Raw genomic sequence first — 22,227 nt, forward strand, 5'->3', positions numbered from 1 at the left:
ATGATATTTTAAACAAAAAGCAGGTGCCAGGAGACCCTGACACCTACTTCTTCACCATCAACTTACCTTCATAATCGTTCATCGTCTTTATTTCAACGCCTTTATAGTAATGAGCGACGATATCTGTATATTTCTTACCTTCCGCCGCCATGCCATTCGCGCCGTATTGGCTCATACCAACGCCGTGGCCGAAGCCTTTCGTCGTAACAATGATTTTATCTCCATCTTGTTTCCACGTGAAGTCAGAAGAGCGTAACTCTAATTTGTCACGTACATCTCTTCCGGTTAATGTTTTCCCTTGAAACGCTACTTCTTTTACACGTTTTCCTTCTGTACGCCCTTTAATATCACCAACTTTTCCGTCTGCTAGCACTTTCACACCGAGACGTTTTTGAAAATCAGCTACGGTAAAGGTTTGCTCGCTCGTAAATTTCGGAGAAGCTTGATCCCACGGGCTATCTACACTCTTTAAGTACGGATAATCATTTCCCCAGTAATCGGCTGCATTTTCTGTCCGGCCATTACTCGTTGAGAAGAATGATGCTGAGATTGGCTTTCCGTCATACGTTAAAACTTGTCCTGCGGTTTTCGAAACAGCTTCTTCGATTTTCTTCAAATTATTTTCGTAGTTATTGCCCCATTGTTTTTTCAATTCTTCTTTGCTTTTGTACACTTGATCTTTCACCGTATCTGTCACGTCCGCATTGTTTTTCTTACCTCCGCTTAGCATACGCTGCACGACAAATGTTCTCGCTGCTAATGCCTGCGCCTTTAGCGCCTCTATTTCAAAACTGGCATTCATCTCAGAAGCTACTACACCGGTCACATACTCCTCCATAGGTAATGACTCTACCTTCTTTTGTTTCTCGCGATATACAGCAACTTGAACCGCTGTATCCACTTTTCCTGGAGCTGGTATACTTTCTATCGCTGGAGGAGTTTTAGAAGCTGCTTTTCCCTCTACTTTTGCTTTCGCAAACGGAATCACAAGAGCAGCAGGTACAATGATAACGAGCGCTATGAGAAGCGCTACTGTAATAAAAAGTGGCTTTGAAAATTTCATCTTATTTCCCCCAATATAAAGTGAAACTTTAATCAGTGGGGGTTTCCTTCATCCCCCACTGATTATTAGTTGAACCAATCGGGCTTTTATGGGCAGTTGATCCCCCACCTAACTTCTTTGCTTTTGCTGAATTTTGAGGTGGGGGTCTTACTGCCCATTAAAGCGGGATAAAAAAAGCTTTACTCCATTCATTCTTATGGAACAACTCTTTCTTTTAGAACATACTTAAGGGGATCCATATAAAACAAAAATTTTCTAAATATTTTTACTGGTACGTGCATAAGTATAGAATTTCTTGACTATAACAGTAATAAGCCCAAAAAAATAGCCCCTATGTCAAAAGACATAGAGACTATTTCAATTAAGCATGAAGATCAGAAACTTCTTGTTCTTTCACTTCTTCTACTTTTTCGTTTACACGTTCAATAGTTGCACCTAATGCAGCTAATTTCTTATGGAAGTTTACATAGCCACGGTCAAGATGTTTTAACTCAGTTACACGAGTGTAACCTTCTGATACTAAACCAGCTAAGATTAATGCAGCTGCAGCACGTAAATCAGTTGCTGCTACTTCAGCACCTTGTAAGCTGTTTGGACCGTTCATAATAACAGAACGACCTTCGATTTTAATATCAGCATTCATACGACGGAATTCTTCAACGTGCATAAAGCGGTTTTCAAATACCGTTTCTGTAATCATACTTGTTCCATCAGCTTGTAGTAATAATGCCATCATTTGTGATTGCATGTCTGTTGGGAAACCTGGGTGAGGCATAGTTTTAATATCAACCGCTTTTAACTTATCTGGGCCGATAACACGTACACCTTCATTTTCCTCAATAATTTTAACACCCATTTCTTCCATCTTCGCTGTAATTGAGCGTAAATGTTCAGGCACAGCATTTTCAATTAAGATGTCTCCACCAGTAATTGCCGCTGCAACCATGAATGTTCCCGCTTCAATACGGTCAGGAATAATAGAGTGGTTTGCACCATATAATTTATCGACGCCTTCGATACGAATCGTTCCAGTTCCAGCTCCGCGTACTTTCGCTCCCATCGCATTTAAGAAGTTAGCTAAGTCAACGATTTCTGGTTCTTTCGCTGCGTTTTCAAGGATTGTTGTCCCTTTTGCTAATGTAGCTGCAGACATAATGTTTTCTGTCGCGCCCACGCTTGGGAAGTCTAAATAAATTTTAGCTCCTTTTAGTTCTCCCTCAACGTATGCCTCAACAAAACCGTTACCAACCTGTACTTTTGCTCCCATTGCTTCGAAGCCTTTTAAATGTTGGTCAATTGGACGTGAACCAATTGCACATCCACCAGGAAGTGCAATACGAGCACGACCGTTACGTGCTAATAAAGGTCCCATTACTTGAACAGATGCACGCATTTTACGTACATATTCAAATGGTGCTTCAATGTTTAGCTCTTTAGAAGCATCGATTGTTACTTGGTTATTTTCAAATACGACTTCAGCATTTAAATGACGTAATACCTCATTAATTGTGTATACATCAGACAAAACTGGTACTTCAGATAGTACATTCTTTCCATCACTCGCTAATAGGGCTGCAGCGATTATAGGTAATACAGCATTTTTTGCGCCCTCAACACGCACTGTGCCGTTTAACCGCTTTCCGCCACGGACGATGATCTTTTCCAAATTATTCCCCTCCGTGTCCTTTTTTCAGTATCTATTCACTCAATACTCAGAAGTTATGATCGGTGTGCCAACCACAATTGTATCTTTGTTGTCTGTAGAACGTATTGCTATTTGCACATTTATTTTCTCTCTATTTGTTGAAAGAGCGTCATCCCACTTTTTATTGTATGCGGAGACTGACACAAATGCTCTTTCTTCTATCTGTTCGATCGCTCTTGCTGAAAGATCTTTCAAAACCTGATTGGTTTTATTTTGCAAAACACCTTCAATCTTATCATTCAGTACACCTTGAACACAAGTGTAAATTATAGGTTTTTCACTAAAAATTTTATTCGTTTTCTGAATATACTTCGGGTCCCATTTTGCCCCGCTTACTTCAAAGATAATGAAAGTGTTTTCTTTAGTATTTTCCTTACTCCAAGTTACTACTACTCGTTCTTCATAGGAAGAAAATTTTTTATAGGATGTAGCTTTATATCCATCTGGAGATTGCTCTAATTCCCACTTTTGAATATTCGCCTTATCCTTCACATCGTTTAACAACTTTTGAAACGTATGTATATTAGAAATTGTTTTTGTTTCTCGTGCTAACCATGACCATTTCTCTACTTTAGCATCATTTTTCTCTACAGCTGCGATCATGTTCTCCATCTTCTGTTCATCGCTCATTGGTTTCATCTCTCTATACCCAACCAAAAATAAAACAACACTTAATGCAACAATAAGAATGGCTTTAAGCTTCAATTTCATCCCCTCCTATCCCCATTGTTAACGGAGATATGAGGTTCTATACACTTACTTTACTAAATACGTTAAACTCTTTGAATAGCCTAAATAATCAAGGAAAAAGTTACTTACAGATGTCCCAATTGCAATTGTAATTAAGATAAGTAATACTCTCGTCTGCATCACCTTTCCAGGCTTCATTAAACGCTCAATGTGAATACCTTGTAAGGCCCACCACGTAATGGTAATAAACAATAAATGCGAAACGATAGCAATCAGTGCTTGTTGCCCTAAAAGATGTGCCAAAAAACCGACTCCTTTTTACCTAGCTACTACTTACGAAATCATATAAAAACGATACCATAATAAGTAGGAGCCACACTTTTTCAAATACAAATAAGCATCTTACATTTTACATCGTAATTTTCTTTTTAAAAGCGTATACTTATATGCATTTTCAATCGTAGTTCACACAAAATAAAAAGCGCAGAGTAACGACTCCACACCTTTTATTTTCACTATTGTACCACGTTCCCTAAGAAGAAGAAATCTTTCATTAATGGAAAATATTCATAAAAGAAATTGTACCCAATCATCGGCATAATCCCTAGTATTACAATCGAAATTGCGCAAAGGCTCATCACAACCTTTATATTGAGTGGCAAACGAATTTTCTCTTCTACTTCTCCTGTACGGAAAAACATTTGCTGTAAAATACGGAAATAATATACGAATGAAATGACTGTCGTCCCCATCATAATAGAAGCTAGTACGTAATGAGCTGGCTCTACATGAAGGGCCCCTAAAAAGATATTAATTTTCCCAATGAAACCAGCTGTTCCTGGTATCCCCGCTAGCGATAAAATAAAAATCGTCATCACGATTGCTGTAAATGGCGACCTTTTATATAATCCGGTAAAAATGGTGATATTTTCTTTGTCGCTTTGTAAGATTAAGCCGTGGATAATTGCAAACGCACCTATATTCATAAGCATATACGCAAGCATGTAAAACCACATGCTATCCATCGTAAATGGTGATAATGCTACAAGCGGTACGAGTAAATATCCTGCATGCGCGATTCCTGAATAAGCAAATAAACGTTTTACGTTATATTGCTTTAATGCGACTACATTTCCAATAATCATCGTAATACTAGCTAGCACAGCGATGTATATGCTCATACGTCCGTATAAAGATTGCATGTCTCCTTGTACCGATACGCTTGCAAAAACCATGAGGAACAAACGAATAATGAGTAAGAACCCCGCAATTTTAGAAATCGTTCCAAGAAAAGCAGTAACAGGTGTAGCCGCTCCCTCATATACATCAGGCGCCCACATATGAAACGGCACTGTCGCAATTTTGAATGAGAGCCCAACGAGTAATAATAGAAATGCAAGAGCTAGCAATAACTGAATGCCACCAGCCAGTTCCCCAGCAAATACCTTTTGCATACCCACGATATTAGTTGATCCTGTAATGCCGTATAAATAACTCATTCCAAAGAGCGTAATTGCCGTTCCAATTCCTCCATTAATGACATATTTCATTGCTGCCTCATTTGATGTACGGTTCTTTTTTCGTATTCCTACTAAAATGTAGGAAGAAAGTGAAAGCAATTCTAAACCGACGAAAAGTGTAATGAAATCGACGCTAGAAGCCATAAACATCGCCCCAAGAAGCGCCATTAAAAATAAGTAATAATATTCTCCCTTATCTTCAATTGGATTTTTCTTATCATCGCTCATTGCGATGCATAAAATGAGGACCGCCCCGCCTAACAACAACGTTTTAAATCCTTTTGAAAATCCATCTAACACAAATGATCCATTTAAAATATCTCCTGCTGGTTCGCTATATAGCGTAATTAGTGACACGATTGCTAATACGATCGCCGCGATGGCACCAAGCCCTACGTATCTATGGTTCAGCTTAAAAAACAAATCACATATGGAAAGAAGGATGGCAGCACCGAGAATAATGAATTCTGGCACCATGAGATGCCACGATAAGCTAAGTAACGTATTCATATCCATCCTACTTCACCCCCAATGTTTTCAACGTATTTTGAAGCGGATCCCCTAGTATTTCTGGCATTACGCCAATTGCAATAATGCAGAAGATAAGTAGCAATATAGGAACATACTCCCATCCGTGTATATCAGCTTTCGCTTCCCACTCTTTCTTACCAAATGTTACTTGCAGTGTTGCCCTTAATACGTATACAGCGGTTAAAATGATGCCAAGTACTCCGGCCACTGCAACGACTGGCTCTCCTTGGAATAAACCGAGAAAGGCAAGAAATTCGCTAACAAATCCGGACATCCCCGGCAATCCAAGCGATGCCATTCCTCCCGCTAAGAAGAATCCGCTAAGTACCGGTACACTTTTTGCAAGTCCGCCAAGCGCTGTAATATCCGACGTTCCAAAACGCTGTTCTATAACACCAAGTAAGAAAAAGAGTAAGGCCGCAATTAAACCGTGCGAAACAACTTGGAATAGAGCGCCTTGTGTACCTGGTGCATTTAACGCCCCAAGGCCCATTAATACAATACCCATATGTGAAATACTAGAGTAAGCAAGCACCTTCCGGAAGTCCGTTTGAATGAGCGCTAAGAAGGCTCCGTACAATAAATTGATGACTCCTAAAATCGCAATGAGCGTTGCAAACTCGCGAAAGTATTCCGGGAATAGTCCCTGGCCGAAGCGGATTATACCGTATGCTCCAATCTTCAGTAAAACACCTGCATGAAGCATAACTACAGCCGGATGTGCTTCAATATGTACATTGACCATCCAGCGATGTAACGGGAAAACGGGTAGTTTAATCGCAAAAGCGATCATTATGCTAAGAAACAAGCCGAACTGTAAGCTATTTGGGACAGCCATTCCTCCGCCAGCACCTACACTCGTTAATATTTCTTTAAGCTCTGTAATATTGGTTGTACCTGTTTTCGCAAATAAAACCGAGAAAACGATGAGCAAAATAGCGGAGCCAATACCGTTATATATTAAATAACTATAAGCAGCCTTTTCACTCGACAATTTCCCCCACTTCCCAATTAATAAAAACATCGGTGGCAATGTAATTTCAAAGAAGATAAAGAACAACATTAAATTTTGAGCAGCGAAGACACCGAGCATCCCTATTTCTAACATGAGTAACAGCATATAAAATGCTTTCAAGTTTCTTTTAATAGTAAATGCCGCAATTGCTGCAAGCATCGCTAGAAGGGCCGTCAGTACCATCATAACGAGCGATAAACCATCAATACCAAGCTCGTAATAAATGGAAAACCATCTTTTATCCACCGCTGCTAAATCCCCAAATGTAATCCATTTCACTTTTTCATCAAATAGAGACAAACTCTTTCCAGAAGCATATGTACAAGCGAGGACGATAGCCATTCCGAATGGAAGCGCCGTTCCAAATAAACCGAGCGCTCGCACTGTACGCGATTCTTTTTTCGGTGTGAATGCAAGTAAGAGAATTCCTAAAAGCGGGGAAAAAATGAAGAACGTTAATAACAAATCATTCATCGTAAATCCCCTCCCGTATAGAGCAAAATAATGAAGAGTACTGCCAGTGAAACAGCTGTTACAGTCCCGTACACTTGTACATTTCCGTTTTGGAGTCTCGACCCGATTCCACTTATCCCTTTCACTAAACTCCCTATTAAAACGGCAATTCCTTCGACTACATACACTTCAAATAGGCGAAGCACATGAGCGATTCCTTTCGTAATAGGGAGCACCGTCATATTGTATAGTTCATCCACATAATATTTTTCTTTCAAAAGTTTATAAAGAGGCGAGTCCTCGCCACCAGCCCAATCTCTAGAAATAGATTTCTTGCCATATATGACATATGCAAGAGCAATCCCTGTCAAAGAAACGAGCGTCGCAACAATCATAATCCAAACTGGCCCGTGCCCCTCTCGCACTTTAAACGCTACATCTTTCGTAAGCCAATCTCCGAGAAACGTTCCAAACCACGGTGTATTTATATAGCCTGCCACGACTGCAAGAACGCCAAGGACAATCATCGGATACGTCATAATGCGGGGCGATTCATGCACATCTTCCTTCGTCTTCGCTTCCCCCGTAAAGACAAGAAAGTATAGGCGGAACATGTAGAACGCTGTTAGGAATGCTGCAAGTATCGCTAAGACGAATAAAACGTAATTGCCGTTCATCCAAGCTGCCGCTAAAATTTCATCTTTACTAAAGAAGCCGGAAAGGAGTGGCACACCACTAATTGCAAGAGTACCGATTAAAAATAAGGCACCCGTTACTTTCATCTTCTTCTGTAAACCGCCCATTTTATTAATGTTTTGCGTATGCACTGCATGAATGACACTTCCTGCTGCCAAAAATAGTAATGCTTTAAAAAAAGCGTGTGTCGTTAAATGGAACACACCAGCTACATAACCGGCAGATCCTAGTGCAAGCATCATATACCCGAGCTGGCTAACTGTAGAATAAGCAAGCACTCTCTTTATATCCGTTTGTACAAGACCGATGGAAGCTGCAAAGATTGCAGTGAAAGCTCCAACAATTGCTACCGTCTGCATCGCCACCGCACTTGCTGAAAATAGCGGAAACATCGTTGCCACTAAATATACGCCAGCTGCGACCATCGTCGCCGCATGAATAAGTGCCGAAACAGGCGTCGGCCCTTCCATTGCATCTGGTAACCACGTATGAAGCGGGAACTGACCTGATTTCCCCATCGCCCCGATAAAAATTAATATCGCCGTTATTGTAATCATTGTCGGAGTCAAATCACCCGTATGAATCGCTCTAAAAATTGCGTCATATTCAAAACTACCTGCATGCCAGAAAATTAAGATCATCCCAATAAATAAACCGACATCGCCAATACGTGTCATAATAAAAGCCTTTTTCGCAGCAGCCTTCGCTTCTTCTTTAAAGAAATAAAAACCGATGAGTAAAAATGAACCAAGGCCGACTAACTCCCAAAATATATAAAGCTGTAATAAATTCGGTGATATAACAAGCCCGAGCATCGCAAATGTAAAGAGTCCTAAATAGGCATAAAAGGTTGGTAATCTTTCCTCACCTTTCATATAACCTTTCGAATACACGTGTACAAGTAAACTCACAAGTGTAACGATAAACAACATTAAAGCCCCTAATGCCGTCACTTCAAAGCCAAATGATATATCAATATCTCCAGCTCTAAGCCATACCCACTTATGCTTCACTGGTACTGTCGAAAACCGTTCTATTAATACAAGTACCGCAAATATAAAGGAGAGAAAGACGAAGAAAATACTAAGTACACTGCTTCCTTCTCTAATTTTCTTCCCGAATATAATTAATAACAAAAACGAAACAAGCGGGAAAAGCGGTATGAGCCATGCATAATCGATCATTGTTTCCTTCCCCCTTTTCGGTCACAATGTTATCCTTTAAGCGTATCCATTTCATCTACATGAACTGTCGTACGATTACGATATAAAGCAATTAAAATGGCGAGTCCTACCGCCGCCTCCGCTGCTGCTACGGCCATCGTAAACAGAGAGAAAATTTGCCCTGTTAAATTTGGGAACAAACCTAATTTACTAAACGCTACTAAATTTAAATTGGCTGCGTTCAGCATTAATTCAATACAAACTAATACAATTACTGTATTGCGCTTCGTTAAAGCTCCAAATAAACCGATGCAAAACAAAATAATCGCAAGCGTTAAATATGCAGAAGCAGGAACGCTACTCATTGGAATCCTCCTCTTTCTCATCCTTCTTCGCAAGAATAATTGCGCCAACAAGTGCTACAAGTAAAATAACTGAAGTTAGCTCAAATGGAATAATATATTTTGAATAGAGAAGTGTACCGATTTGAAGTGTGTTTTTTTCATGGAGAGGTAAACTTCCTTGTGTGCTTTCATTTGCAAAATCAATATTGTTAACAGCGAAATACATAACTGCCCCAAATGCTACAACCGCAAAGAAGATAATCCATTTTCGAAGAGTAAGACGAGATTCATTTTCTGCGTTATGTTTCGTTAACATAATGCCAAAAATCATAATAATTGTGATCGCACCTGAGTAAAGTAAAATTTGTGCAACCCCGATAAATTCAGCTGATAAAAGAAAGTACAAACCTGCAATGCTGAGAAATGTCAGAACGAGAGCTAGCATCATATGCATGACTTTCGTTACATTCAACATAAGAACGCCGCCGATAATTGCAGACAAGGATAGTATAAAGAATGCTATAAACTCGCCATTCATGCTTTATTCTCCTTCCTGACGTTTTCGTCGTTTTCATCAAGCCACTGCAAATTTTTGAATAAGTCATCCCGTGAATATTCCGCGAGTTCAAAGTTATTTGTCATAACGATCGCCTCTGTCGGACAAACTTCTGTACATAAATCACAAAGAATACAAATTTCAAAATTAATATCGTACGTATCGATAATTTTTCCTTTTTTCGTAGGATCCGGATGTTTTTTCCCCGTTAACTGAATACAGTCTGTCGGACAAATATTGGAGCACTGGTTACAAACAATACACTTTTCTGGATAAAACTTTTGAATCCCTCGAAAACGATCTGGCAATGGCAACGGTTGATTCGGATAATCATACGTCACTTTCTTTTTACTCAAATTGCTTAATGTATATTTTAATCCTTTAAATAGCCCTTTCATCTCTTACTGGCACCCCCCTCATAGATTAGAAGAATAACTCCTTAATCAATGCCGTTAAGAAAATATTTGCAAGTGCAATTGGCAATAATACTTTCCAGCCAAACTCCATTAACTGATCACCTCTTATACGCGGAAACGTAACGCGGAACCAAATTAATAGAAAGACTACACTGCTAAACTTTAAAGCAAACCATACGGCACCTGGGATGAATCCAAGGAACATAACTGGATTCCATCCGCCTAAAAAGAGCACAGTAATTAAAGATGCCATCCCGAAGAAATATACGTACTCTGAAAGCATGAAAAACGCCCAGCGAAACCCTGAGTATTCCGTATGATATCCAGAAACAAGCTCCGACTCAGCTTCTGGTAAATCAAACGGCGTCCTATTTAACTCCGCTACCGCTGCGATTAAAAATACGACGAAACCGATTGGTTGCACGAAAATGTACCAAACATTCTCCTGCGCCGCTACGATTTCATTTAAATTTAGGCTACCCGCTAACAAAACGATGCCAATTACACTCATTACGAGCGGAATTTCATAAGAAATCATTTGCGCCGCTGCACGCATCCCTCCTAAAAGGGAATATTTATTATTCGATGCCCATCCTCCAGTCATGACCCCAATCGTCGTAATGCCAGAAACAGCAATGTAATACAGTAGACCTACGCCAATATCCGCGAACTGAAATTTATCAGTAAACGGGATGACTGCAAGAACCATAAATGCTGGTGCGAATGCAATGACAGGTGCTAATATAAACAACGGTTTATCTGCCGCCTTCGGAATACTATCTTCTTTCAATAATAGTTTTAAAACATCGGCTACCGTTTGCAGTAAACCGAACCGGCCTCCGACTTGGTTTGGCCCAATCCGCCCCTGCATAAAACCCATCACTTTCCGCTCTGCCAAAATACCATATGTAACAAAGCCAAGGACCGCAAATAGTAGCAGCACCGCTAACCCGAAAAAAATGAAGAAATTCGTCCAGCTTGAAGGTGATTGTAAGAGCGTTTCAATCATCAGCCATCAACCTCCCCAAGTACAATATCAACTCCACCTAAAATCGTAATTAAATTGGCGATGTTTTCACCTTTCAATAACTTCGGTAAAATTTGCAAATTGTAAAAAGACGGCCTGCGGAACTTCAAACGGTACGGCTCTTTCTTTCCGTCACTAGCAATATAGCAACCAATCTCTCCTCGCGGCGACTCTATACGGACGAATGCTTCCCCTTTAGGAGCCTTAATAATCTTCGGTACTTTCGCAAGTACTGCTCCTTCTTTCGGGAACTGCTGGACAGCTTGCTCGACAATTTTTAACGACTCCTCAATTTCCTTCATGCGGCAAACGTAGCGATCCCAAGCATCCCCCACGCTCCCAACAGGAATATCGAAATCAAAACGGTCGTAAATGGAGTACGGTTCATCCTTGCGAAGATCCCAGTTTACTCCGGTGCACCGCAAATTCGCTCCGCTTAAAGAATACGAAATCGCATCTTCTTCGCTATATATACCAACGCCTTTTACACGATTTAAGAAAATCTCATTGCCACTAACGAGATCATGGTAACCCGCCAATTGTTCTCTCATATACGGGACAAATTCTTCCACTTTTTCAATCCAACCGTCCGGCGCATCCCACTTTACACCGCCGACTCTCATATAGTTAAAAGTAAGCCGGGCACCGCATAACTCGTTTAATAAATTAATAATCATCTCCCGCTCACGGAACGCGTATAAAAACGGGCTGACCGCTCCTATATCGAGAAGATTTGTCCCCCACCAAACGAGATGACTCGCAATCCTTCCGAGTTCCATTGCAAGTACTCGCAAGTATTCAGCTCGCTCTGGGATTTCAAGCCCCATCATCGTCTCTACAGCGTGGCAAATGACGTAATTATTCGTCATAGCCGATAAATAGTCCATCCGATCTGTATAAGGGATAATTTGCGTATACTGTAAACTCTCTGCAATCTTTTCGGTCCCGCGATGCAAATATCCAATAACCGGTGTAGCTTCTTTAATAATTTCCCCGTCAATTTTAATAACAAGCCTGAACACACCGTGTGTACTCGGATGCTGAGGACCTACATTCAAAAGCATTTCTTCCGTACGGATCATTTAGCTACACCTCCACATCATACGGTTCATAATCTTTTCTAAGCGGATGACCTATCCAATCATCGGGCATTAAAATACGCGATAAATTCGGATGTCCCTTAAATACAATGCCGAGCAAATCATACGCTTCCCGCTCTGGCCAGTCCGCCCCTTTCCAAAGCGCTGTCACCGATTCTACTTGCGGCGCTTCCCGATCCAGCTTCACCTTCACCGCTACTGACTGTTTCTTTCCATATGAAAATAAATGAACATACACTTCCATATGTGTCACAAAATCCGTCGCATGTAACTCTGACATATAATCAAATGCAAGTTCCTCATGGGATCGCAGTAACTCCATTACTTCATAATATTTTGAGGGCTCCACTACAAGAGTTGGTACATCTTTGGAAAGTTTATTAATGTAGCAATCTACTAAAGCATCCTCTCCTACTTTTCCCTTAATAACTTCAACATACTGATTTAAATACGGTTGATTCACGGATGGCTCTTCCTGCTTCGCTTCCTCTTCCTTCTTACCTTCAGCACCCTCCATCTTCGCCCTTGCAGCCGCTGCCGCTTTCGCCTTCGCTGCTGCAATTGCCTTCGCCTTTTCATCTCCCGAATCCCCATCACCTTGCGAAGCTTTCTGCTTTGCTAGCGCCGCTGCTTTTGCCTTTGCGGCCGCCACAGCCTTCGCTTTCGCCTTGGCCTTTTCTTCTTCTGTTACTTCTTCCATTCCTTCTCTTTTTTGTTTTGCTAACGCCGCCGCTTTCGCTTTTGCGGCTGCTGCCGCCTTCGCCTTTGCTTTGGCTCTTTCCTCTTCCGTCACTTCTTCTGTTCCTTCTCTTTTTTGTTTTGCTAACGCCGCCGCTTTCGCTTTTGCGGCTGCTGCTGCCTTCGCCTTTGCTTTTGCCTTTTCTTCTTCTGTTCCTTCTTCCATTCCTTCTCTTTTTTGTTTTGCTAGCGCCGCCGCTTTTGCTTTTGCGGCCGCTGCTGCCTTTGCTTTCGCCTTGGCCTTTTCTTCTTCTGTTCCTTCTCCTTTTTGTTTTGCTAGCGCCGCCGCTTTCGCTTTTGCGGCTGCTGCAGCACGGTGTTTCGCTTCTTCCACAGTCATACCATCATTTTTTGATAGCGCTTTCTCTTTTTCTTGATTTTCTTCCTCAAGTTTACTTATTTCCGCATTATGTTTCGCAACGAGACGCTTTCTCGCCTCTTCTTTCGCCCGCCTAGCCGCTTCTCTTTTCAAATCCTCTAAATCTTTGTTTGGATCACTCATTTATTCGTCACCTGCTTCCCCGTCTTTGCCTCGTAACGAATTTTTTCTTTTAATTTATTAATGCCATAAATTAAAGCAGCGGGATTTGGTGGGCAACCAGGGATATACACGTCAACTGGTACAATTTGATCTACACCTTTTACAACAGCATATGAATTTACATACGGACCCCCTGCTGTCGCACAAGATCCCATTGCAATAACCCATTTCGGTTCAGGCATTTGATCATATAAGCGCCGAACAATAGGAGCCATCTTCTTCGTTACCGTTCCCGACACAATCATAACGTCCGATTGCCTTGGTGAAGTCCGAAAAAATGACCCAAATCGATCTAAATCATAATGTGATGAACCTACTCCCATCATTTCAATTGCGCAACATGCCAGTCCAAATGTCATTGGCCATAAAGAATTACTTCGCGCCCATCCCTTCAACTGTTCCAATGTAGAAAAAAAGATATTTCGTTCTAATTCCGCTCGCTCATTTGGATGTAATTCCTCAAAATTTATAACCATTGTAACACCTTCTTTTTCCAAGCATACGCTAACCCAACTAGCAACATTACAACAAAAATGAACATTTCAATCAGTGCAAATAAACCGAGCTTGTCATATGCAACAGCCCATGGATATAAAAATAAAGTTTCTACATCAAAGATGACAAACAATAAAGCAAAAATATAGTAACGAGCATGAAACCGAATATTTGCATCATGAAAAGGCTCAATCCCACTCTCATACGTCGTCGCTTTCGCTGCACTTGGTTTACTCGGGCGCAGCATCCTTCCTAATGTAAGAGCCACTACCGGAAGCAATATGCCTAATAGCAAGAAAATCAAAACGATCATATAACTATTTTCATATACACTTGCCATTGTGAAACCCTCCCCCCTAAATTAAGAACAAGTTCACTTAGTAAACAATATGTCCTAGTTGCAGTAATTATTATTTTTAAATTTTTCTAAATAATGCAACTATTTTAATCATTATAGCAAACTTCAAATTCCCATGTCGATATGTTGGGGACAGAAACGAGAATTATTAAAATCTATTTTTATAACTGGCTATACCTGTGCAAAATAAGTATAGAAACTATAAAAAATAAAAAGAGGAATTTATATGTATATACCGTGGGTGAGATAAATGAAAAAACAAACACATGTAAGCATTCTTATAAGCATTATATTGTTGTCTATAATGATTCATTACGTGACAATGCCTTTTCTATATGAATACTCATTTCCTTTTCAAATATTAATTGGTATGAGTACATTATTCATTGATGTTATCGCTTGTAGTTATATACTTTATTTTTCAAACATGAAAGAAGGGTTACCTCGTTTATTTTGGACCATTTTATGTGTTGGAACCCTCTCTTATTTCATTGGTGATATCATCGTTGCCTATCAACGTTTAATTTTAAAGGACTACTATACATTCGTTGATCCGTCTGATTTTTTTTATCTACTTTTTTTAATTAGCTTTGCATTTGCCTTTCTATATGAAATCATTTATAACCGAGATTTATTAGAAAAGCTTTTTATGATATGTGATATTTGTATTATTGTTACAGCACAGTTCACTTTAAGTTACTACTTACTTATTGAACGAACCATTTACATTTCTTCAACATCCTATATCGACATATTTGTTCAACTTACTTATCCAATGACCGATTTACTCTTTTTTCTCATAGGAATTAACCTTTTATTCAAACCACTTTCCTTATTACCGAAAAAAGTCGGTGCGCTCCTTGGTAGTGCTTTAATTTTGTATGCGACTACAGATGCGATTTATGCTTATATCAAATACTTCACGCCCGAATATTCTATGTTTACAATTACTCCTCTCTATCAAGTAACTTTAGTGCTAGTAGCAATCGCCTGTATTCTTCATACAAAAGAACCTGAAAAACAAGAACAAGTGCTATTAACACCTAAACTTGGGGAAGCGATCAGATTATCATTACCTTATATTTCTGTCGTAATGCTTATTGTTTTCATATTAGTCGAATATGTTTTTGCACCTATTGTAGTAATCGGGCTTATGATAACTTTCTCCTTCGTTCTCATTCGCCATAGTTTAGTTCGAAAACAAAATAAAATATTATTATTAGCCCAAATGCAATTCAACTCAGAACTCGAAAAACAAATTGAACTGCGTACAGAAGATTTAGTAGAACAAAAAAATGAACTATATCATAACCAACAAATGTTTAAATCTTTATACGAGCATCATCCAGATCCCATTTTCACATTAGATTTATACGGTAATTTTCTTAAAGTGAATAACGCTGGTACGACTTTACTCGGTTATCAAACGAATGAATTATTAAATCAACCTTACTATTCACTTACGTATGAAGAAGATTTGGAAGAAATCATCAATGCCTTCCATCGCGTAAAAAAGGGGAAATCTATTTCTTTAGAAATACGAGCATATCATAAAAATAGAGATATTTACTATTTGCATGTGACAGCTGTTCCTATCTTTTTAAAGGATCATATTTCTGGAGTTTATTTAATGATTAAAGATATTACGGAAAGCAAACAACAACAGGAACAAATTAATTTTCTAGCATATCATGATACACTAACAGAGCTTGCAAATCGACGTGCATTTCATCAATATGTAGAACAAGCAATTGCGCGATCCAAAATATCAAAAATGCCTTTTGCTGTTATGTTTCTTGACCTAGATCGCTTTAAAGTTATTAACGATACCCTCGGTCATAGGGTAGGCGACCTTCTATTAATTGCAGTAGCAAAAAGACTCGAAAGTATAGCGACACCAAATATGAAGCTTGCCCGATTAGCTGGAGATGAGTTCACAATCCTTATCGAAAATTATAAAAAGAGGCCAGATGTAAAAAAAATAGCTGATACAATTGTAGCAGCCATGAACGAACCATTCGAAATTGAAAATCAACAATTACAAATCTCACCTAGCATCGGGATAGCAATATACCCTGAAGCAGGTGAAGATCCGTTATCGATTTTACAACATGCTGATATGGCCATGTACGAAGCAAAAAATAAAGGGAAAAATGGTAGCTCTCTGTACACGAAAGAATTGTATAAAAAAATGGAACGAAAAGCTCGAATTGAAAAAGATTTACCACTCGCTTTAGTAAACGAAGAATTTTATCTCGTCTATCAACCACAAATTGATATTACGAAGAAAAAGATCATTGGTGCCGAAGCATTGCTACGCTGGAAACACCCACTCCTAGGTGACATTCCGCCATGTGAGTTCATTCCAATTGTAGAGGAAACTCCCCAAGTCATTCCACTTGGTCATTGGGTATTAAATGAATCTTGTCGTCAGCTAAAAATATGGCATACTTTTGGCTACAAAGATTTAAAAATAAGTGTTAACTTATCAGCTAAAGAGTTCCAGCAAAATAATTTAATTGAGAACATTTTACAAATAATAACAGACGTTAAAGTCGATCCAAAAGATGTAACACTTGAGTTAACAGAACGAATTGCAATGATCGATGAAAAAGAAACGTTATCCAAGCTAAAGCAATTAAAGGAATATGGTATTCAAACGTCCATTGATGACTTCGGAACCGGCTATTCTTCTCTTGCTTATTTATCCATTTTCCCTATTGATACATTAAAAGTACCGAGAGAATTTACACAACTCGCCGATCATCGCCCTGAAGAAAGGGCCATCGTTTCCACTATCCTTTCTCTTGCAAATACGTTAAACCTATCTGTCGTTGCTGAAGGAATTGAAACAGAAAAACAACTTAAGTTTCTACAAAAGAACAACTGTAAATATATGCAAGGTTACTATTTCAGCAAACCACTTACTAGTCATCAATTTATAAAATTTCTACAAAAAACACCCAGTATGAATCAATAGCTCATACTGGGTGTTTTATAAAACGAATCATCAATGTGGGATGCCCCACTTTATAGTGTCGGAATTGTTTTCTCGTAATATTCCTCTGCAATCTCTTCATAAAAGGCTGCTGACGTCGTATAAAAATATGGAATTAGCCATAAGAATCCAATCCCGAGTGTAATACAACTTAATATAAACCAACCAATAAAGCTCAGACATAAAATGAAATACTCCATCTTATGCCCATCCATCATACGACGGCTTTCTGTAATCGCTTGATTTATAGAATACTCAGGGTGATCATTTATTATAAAGTACGTCATCGCATAAGAAAATGATTTAATAATGCCTGGGATAATGAACAGTAACGTCCATAAGAAAAGATAAAAATTTACTAATAAATATAATAAAAATGATTTTAAAAATCTCTTTCCCTCTGAAAACCAAATGAACACATTACCGATACTAGCTTGCTTTTCACGAAGGATATTTAAAGCAAGATAATATCCACCTAAAGTTAAAGGCCCAGTAACAAAAAATGTAATGATATTTATTGAAATTGAATTTTTCGTTTCTTTCCAATCAAAAATTGAAGAAAATACCCACTCAATACTAAAACTAAAGGTCGTAAGAAGAATCGAAATCAGTAATGTTGCCCCGACAGCTAATCCCCATTTCCCTTCTAATGAGTCCAGTGCTTCTCCTTTTAAATCACTAATCATGTTTAGCCTCGCCTCCTATACACAATAATTCTATTAGTATAGCATATTCCTACTGCAATTCACCCTTTGAAATGTAGCGATAAAAATGCGCTGTCGTTGTACTCACATACGGACTAAGCCATAGAAAACCTATTCCAAGTGTAAAAATCGCTAAAATAGCCCAACCGATAAAGCTTAGCCATAAAAGAAATAGATCTAATTTGTGCCCCTTCATCAGATTCTTACTTTCTTTCATTGCCTGCGAAACACTATATTCTGGTTTTTCAACCATCACATAATATGTCATCGAATATGAAAAATACAAAATAGCCATTACAACAAACGAAATAGCTAATAAAACAAAGAAAACGATTATGAATGATGGGTTTGCACTCTCATCAAAGAATCCTAATATTCCACATACAATCGTTCCTAGCATTGGAACCCATGTACCTGTATATAACAAAATTGCAAGCATAGCCCACATTGTTTTCATCATTCTTTTAAAACCACGAAACCCTTCAAATAAATAATCAACTCTAGCATCTTCTCGTTTACTTATTTGTAGAAACAAATTTGTATAACCGTATGAGGTAATGCCATAAGCCGCATAACTTAAAATTATCATAAGGCAGTAAAAAAGCCCAAACGTAATAGCAGCTCCAATTGCCATCGTGTCTTCTTCAATGGAACCAGTTGAAATAGACAATAAAAGAACTATTATAACTACTGGAATTAATAGTATAAGCATTACAGCCATTGAAACGACATAACTTATAATATGATATAAAATCGTTGATCCAACACCTAGTCCCCATTTTCCTTTTAAAGATTGCAATGCTTCTCGTTTCATTTCACCAATCATTTATTCATCTCCTTTATAAATTGTTGTACATTCTCTACTTATACGAGCACTGATATAATTATACCATTTTTGTAAAATTATCCATAAAATCCATAAAAAAATCCGTAAAGGCAAAGCCTTTACGAATTTTTATTTCATATCGGAAACGTTTAAACGGTTCACAGCACGTTGTAATGCCATTTCTGCACGTTTAAAGTCAACATGTGCTTGTTTATCTTGCAGACGTTGCTCAGCACGACGCTTCGCTTCATTTGCACGATGGATATCGATATGGTTTGCTTCTTCAGCAGATGATGATAATACAGTTACTTTATCTGGACGAACTTCGATAAAGCCACCACTTACTGCTACATAATCAGTGTGTCCACCATTTTTCAGACGAACTGCACTAATTTTTAATGGTGCAACAGTTGGAATGTGACCTGGTAAAATCCCCATTTCCCCACTCTCTGCTTTTACACTTACCATTTCTACTTCTTTTTCGTAAACCGGTCCATCAGGAGTTACAATACTGACTGGAAATGTCTTCATACTTCGTCCCTCCTAAGGCCTTACGCCATCATTTTCTTCGCGTTTTCAATAACTTCTTCAATGCCACCAACTAAGCGGAATGCATCTTCTGGAAGGTCATCATATTTTCCTTCTAGAATTTCTTTGAAACCACGAACTGTGTCTTTTACAGGTACGTAAGAACCTTTTTGACCTGTAAACTGCTCCGCTACGTGGAAGTTTTGAGATAAGAAGAATTGAATACGACGAGCACGATGTACAACTAACTTATCTTCTTCAGATAACTCATCCATACCTAAGATAGCGATGATATCTTGAAGCTCTTTGTAACGTTGTAAAGTTTGCTGTACTTGACGAGCCACTTCATAATGCTCTTCTCCTACGATTTCTGGAGAAAGTGCACGAGATGTAGATGCTAATGGATCTACGGCTGGGTAAATACCCATTTGTGTTAAACGACGCTCTAAGTTTGTTGTTGCATCTAAGTGAGCGAACGTTGTAGCTGGTGCTGGGTCAGTATAGTCATCGGCTGGTACATATACCGCTTGGATAGACGTGATAGACCCTTTATTTGTAGATGTAATACGCTCTTGTAATTGACCCATTTCTGTTGCAAGTGTTGGTTGGTAACCTACCGCAGATGGCATACGGCCAAGAAGGGCAGATACTTCAGAACCTGCTTGCGTGAAACGGAAGATATTATCGATGAACAGAAGTACGTCTTGTCCTTGCTCATCACGGAAGTATTCAGCCATTGTTAAGCCTGTTAATGCAACACGTTGACGTGCTCCAGGTGGCTCGTTCATTTGTCCGAATACCATCGCAGTTTTCTTAATTACGCCAGAATCGCTCATTTCGTGGTATAAGTCATTACCCTCACGAGTACGCTCACCTACACCAGCGAATACAGAGATACCACCGTGCTCTTGTGCGATGTTGTTGATTAACTCCTGAATTAATACTGTTTTACCTACACCGGCACCACCGAATAGACCGATCTTACCACCCTTAATGTAAGGAGCAAGTAAGTCTACTACTTTAATACCAGTTTCAAGAATTTCTACTTTAGTAGATAACTCTTCGAATGCAGGTGCTTGACGGTGAATTGGATCACGGCGTACATCCGCAGGAACCTCACCATCTAAGTCAATAGCATCACCTAATACGTTAAATACGCGACCAAGTGTTGCATCACCAACTGGTACAGAGATTGCTTTACCAGTATCTTCTACTTCTGTGCCACGAACAAGTCCATCTGTGGAAGACATCGCAACTGTACGAACTGTATCATCACCTAAATGAAGTGCAACTTCAAATGTTAAGTTAAGTTCACCGTTTTCGTTGCTCTGTTTTACCGTAAGGGCGTTGTAGATTTCTGGTAGCTTTCCGCCATCAAACTTAACGTCTACAACCGGACCCATGATTTGCGTAACGCGCCCTTTATTCATCGGGTTCCCTCCTAGCTTTCTTTTAATTAGCCAACTTTCTACGAGCAGCTAGCTTTTAATTTTTTATTGGTTTATAAGCTTACGCGGCTCTTTTGAATGAGCCGCTTCCGCTTTTTATTGAATCGAGCTCCGGTGGCTAGAAGGGTCGGCCATTTCACTCCTTCCTACGAGGCAAAGAACGCCTCTTTGTCAGGAGTTCCAATGCCCTCCCCTTCTGGACAAGCCACCTACGCTTTTTATTACTACTCTAACGCTGCTGCTCCACCAACGATTTCCGTAATTTCTTGCGTAATCGCTGCCTGACGCGCACGGTTGAATGAAAGTGTAAGTGAATCGATAACTTCCATTGCGTTGTCTGTAGCACTCTTCATTGCTGTCATACGCGCTGCGTGCTCACTTGCTTTACCGTCTAGTAATGCACCGTACACTAAGCTTTCTGCGTATTGTGGCAATAGTACTTTTAAAATTTCTTCTTCAGAAGGTTCGAATTCATAAGCTGTCGTCGGTTTATCAGACGCCACATCAGTAAGCGGTAAAATTTTATTTTCCGTTACTTCTTGTGAAATTTTACTTACGTAATGGTTGTAGTAAATATACAGCTCATCATAAGCACCATCTGCGAACATCGCAATTGCTCGAGAAGCAAGGTCTTTAATATCAGTGAATGATGGGTGATCAGATAATCCAACTACTTCATCAATGATGTTAAAGCCGCGACGTTTTAAATAATCACGTCCTAGTCGTCCAAGCACAATAATTGAATATTGGTTTGAATCCATATTATGACGTTCACGAATTACGTTACTTACTGTACGTAATACGTTACTGTTATAACCACCTGCTAGTCCGCGATCAGATGTAATAACGATGTATCCTGTACGCTTTACAGGACGCGCATTTAGCATTGGATGATTAATTCCTTTACTTCCTTGCGCAATGCTCGCTACTACTTCTTGAATCTTTTCCATATACGGAACGAAAGATTTAGCATTTTGCTCTGCACGGTTTAACTTAGATGCAGATACCATCTCCATCGCTTTCGTAATTTGACTCGTTTTCTTTGTCGAGTTAATCTTCGCTTTTATATCGCGTAAAGATGCCACAGGTTTTCACCACCTTTTTTCCGGAAGTTGGCACGATTAGTAAGAATCCTCTTCCTAATCTACGTTGCAAGATATTCTTGCTCATGATTGAAGGAAAAGAATAGGTGCACCTACTCTTTTCCTTTCACAACCGTCGGCAATCCCAAAGCCCGAGATGCCTTTATATTATCTAGCTCCAGCGGCTTGAATGCTCGGTGGCTTCACTTCTTCCTACGAGGCAAAGACCG

21 protein-coding genes are annotated in these 22,227 nt (G+C 39.3%); 1 reads left to right on the forward strand and 20 read right to left on the reverse strand.

Annotated features, from left to right (window positions below; genetic code table 11):
• Positions 1 to 43: 43 nt before the first annotated feature.
• The 15 genes from spoIID to nuoA all read right to left on the reverse strand — a co-directional run bounded on the left by spoIID (position 44) and on the right by nuoA (position 14,393).
• Positions 44 to 1,063 carry a stage II sporulation protein D gene (gene spoIID / locus PDK19_RS08760; RefSeq protein WP_000672638.1) on the reverse strand — a complete coding sequence of 340 codons (1,020 nt, stop codon included), beginning with the start codon at positions 1,061 to 1,063 and terminating at the stop codon, positions 44 to 46.
• Between the two features lie 361 nt (positions 1,064 to 1,424).
• The gene (gene murA / locus PDK19_RS08765; RefSeq protein WP_000411263.1) at positions 1,425 to 2,729 is read right to left on the reverse strand and encodes a UDP-N-acetylglucosamine 1-carboxyvinyltransferase; all 1,305 of its coding nucleotides are present in this window, start codon (positions 2,727 to 2,729) and stop codon (positions 1,425 to 1,427) included.
• A gap of 39 nt (positions 2,730 to 2,768) precedes the next feature.
• Positions 2,769 to 3,473, reverse strand: a complete 705-nt coding sequence (locus PDK19_RS08770; RefSeq protein ID WP_000767919.1) for a YwmB family TATA-box binding protein — start codon at positions 3,471 to 3,473, stop codon at positions 2,769 to 2,771.
• Between the two features lie 51 nt (positions 3,474 to 3,524).
• Positions 3,525 to 3,761, reverse strand: a complete 237-nt coding sequence (locus tag PDK19_RS08775; RefSeq protein ID WP_000940742.1) for a DUF1146 family protein — start codon at positions 3,759 to 3,761, stop codon at positions 3,525 to 3,527.
• Between the two features lie 212 nt (positions 3,762 to 3,973).
• A complete protein-coding gene (nuoN, locus tag PDK19_RS08780) occupies positions 3,974 to 5,488 on the reverse strand; it encodes an NADH-quinone oxidoreductase subunit NuoN (RefSeq protein WP_333563851.1) in 1,515 nt (504 codons plus the stop codon).
• 7 nt (positions 5,489 to 5,495) lie between these two features.
• Positions 5,496 to 6,998 (reverse strand): NADH-quinone oxidoreductase subunit M, encoded by a 1,503-nt coding sequence (locus tag PDK19_RS08785; RefSeq protein WP_000998900.1) that lies wholly within the window; start codon positions 6,996 to 6,998, stop codon positions 5,496 to 5,498.
• Positions 6,995 to 8,857, reverse strand: a complete 1,863-nt coding sequence (gene nuoL, locus PDK19_RS08790) for an NADH-quinone oxidoreductase subunit L (RefSeq protein WP_049111805.1) — start codon at positions 8,855 to 8,857, stop codon at positions 6,995 to 6,997. Before nuoL ends, PDK19_RS08785 begins: the two co-directional genes overlap by 4 nt.
• Positions 8,858 to 8,886: 29 nt before the next feature.
• Positions 8,887 to 9,201, reverse strand: a complete 315-nt coding sequence (nuoK, locus tag PDK19_RS08795; RefSeq protein ID WP_000100078.1) for an NADH-quinone oxidoreductase subunit NuoK — start codon at positions 9,199 to 9,201, stop codon at positions 8,887 to 8,889.
• A complete protein-coding gene (locus tag PDK19_RS08800) occupies positions 9,194 to 9,718 on the reverse strand; it encodes an NADH-quinone oxidoreductase subunit J (RefSeq protein WP_001012806.1) in 525 nt (174 codons plus the stop codon). The genes nuoK and PDK19_RS08800 overlap by 8 nt, the downstream gene beginning before the upstream one ends.
• Positions 9,715 to 10,134: an NADH-quinone oxidoreductase subunit NuoI gene (gene nuoI, locus PDK19_RS08805; protein ID WP_000677191.1), complete on the reverse strand. Its 420-nt coding sequence runs from the start codon at positions 10,132 to 10,134 to the stop codon at positions 9,715 to 9,717. The genes PDK19_RS08800 and nuoI overlap by 4 nt, the downstream gene beginning before the upstream one ends.
• A 25-nt stretch (positions 10,135 to 10,159) precedes the next feature.
• A complete protein-coding gene (nuoH, locus tag PDK19_RS08810) occupies positions 10,160 to 11,161 on the reverse strand; it encodes an NADH-quinone oxidoreductase subunit NuoH (RefSeq protein WP_000573423.1) in 1,002 nt (333 codons plus the stop codon).
• On the reverse strand, positions 11,161 to 12,261 hold the full coding sequence (nuoD, locus tag PDK19_RS08815) for an NADH-quinone oxidoreductase subunit NuoD (protein WP_000621448.1): 1,101 nt from the start codon (positions 12,259 to 12,261) through the stop codon (positions 11,161 to 11,163). Before nuoD ends, nuoH begins: the two co-directional genes overlap by 1 nt.
• A gap of 4 nt (positions 12,262 to 12,265) precedes the next feature.
• Positions 12,266 to 13,519 carry an NADH-quinone oxidoreductase subunit C gene (locus tag PDK19_RS08820; RefSeq protein ID WP_270706997.1) on the reverse strand — a complete coding sequence of 418 codons (1,254 nt, stop codon included), beginning with the start codon at positions 13,517 to 13,519 and terminating at the stop codon, positions 12,266 to 12,268.
• A complete protein-coding gene (gene nuoB / locus PDK19_RS08825) occupies positions 13,516 to 14,034 on the reverse strand; it encodes an NADH-quinone oxidoreductase subunit NuoB (RefSeq protein WP_000236331.1) in 519 nt (172 codons plus the stop codon). Before nuoB ends, PDK19_RS08820 begins: the two co-directional genes overlap by 4 nt.
• The gene (nuoA, locus tag PDK19_RS08830) at positions 14,025 to 14,393 is read right to left on the reverse strand and encodes an NADH-quinone oxidoreductase subunit NuoA (protein ID WP_000179276.1); all 369 of its coding nucleotides are present in this window, start codon (positions 14,391 to 14,393) and stop codon (positions 14,025 to 14,027) included. The genes nuoB and nuoA overlap by 10 nt, the downstream gene beginning before the upstream one ends.
• 268 nt (positions 14,394 to 14,661) lie before the next feature.
• Here nuoA and PDK19_RS08835 point away from each other — a divergent pair, with 268 nt between their 5' ends.
• On the forward strand, positions 14,662 to 17,391 hold the full coding sequence (locus tag PDK19_RS08835) for a putative bifunctional diguanylate cyclase/phosphodiesterase (RefSeq protein ID WP_270706998.1): 2,730 nt from the start codon (positions 14,662 to 14,664) through the stop codon (positions 17,389 to 17,391).
• A 50-nt stretch (positions 17,392 to 17,441) separates the two neighbouring features.
• Here the strand turns inward: PDK19_RS08835 and PDK19_RS08840 are convergent, their stop codons facing one another.
• From PDK19_RS08840 to atpG, 5 genes are all read right to left on the reverse strand, one after another.
• A complete protein-coding gene (locus tag PDK19_RS08840; RefSeq protein WP_000622475.1) occupies positions 17,442 to 18,095 on the reverse strand; it encodes a DUF975 family protein in 654 nt (217 codons plus the stop codon).
• Between the two features lie 49 nt (positions 18,096 to 18,144).
• Positions 18,145 to 18,939, reverse strand: a complete 795-nt coding sequence (locus tag PDK19_RS08845; protein WP_000578817.1) for a DUF975 family protein — start codon at positions 18,937 to 18,939, stop codon at positions 18,145 to 18,147.
• Between the two features lie 129 nt (positions 18,940 to 19,068).
• A complete protein-coding gene (gene atpC / locus PDK19_RS08850; protein ID WP_000847211.1) occupies positions 19,069 to 19,470 on the reverse strand; it encodes a F0F1 ATP synthase subunit epsilon in 402 nt (133 codons plus the stop codon).
• A gap of 20 nt (positions 19,471 to 19,490) precedes the next feature.
• The gene (gene atpD / locus PDK19_RS08855) at positions 19,491 to 20,897 is read right to left on the reverse strand and encodes a F0F1 ATP synthase subunit beta (protein ID WP_001032591.1); all 1,407 of its coding nucleotides are present in this window, start codon (positions 20,895 to 20,897) and stop codon (positions 19,491 to 19,493) included.
• A 242-nt stretch (positions 20,898 to 21,139) separates the two neighbouring features.
• Complete coding sequence (gene atpG / locus PDK19_RS08860) at positions 21,140 to 22,000, reverse strand: F0F1 ATP synthase subunit gamma (protein WP_000157696.1); 861 nt, start codon at positions 21,998 to 22,000, stop codon at positions 21,140 to 21,142.
• Between the last annotated feature and the right edge of the window lie 227 nt (positions 22,001 to 22,227).

It is taken from the genome of Bacillus cereus group sp. BcHK124, assembly GCF_027712065.1.
GTDB classification, from domain to species: Bacteria; Bacillota; Bacilli; order Bacillales; family Bacillaceae_G; genus Bacillus_A; species Bacillus_A pacificus.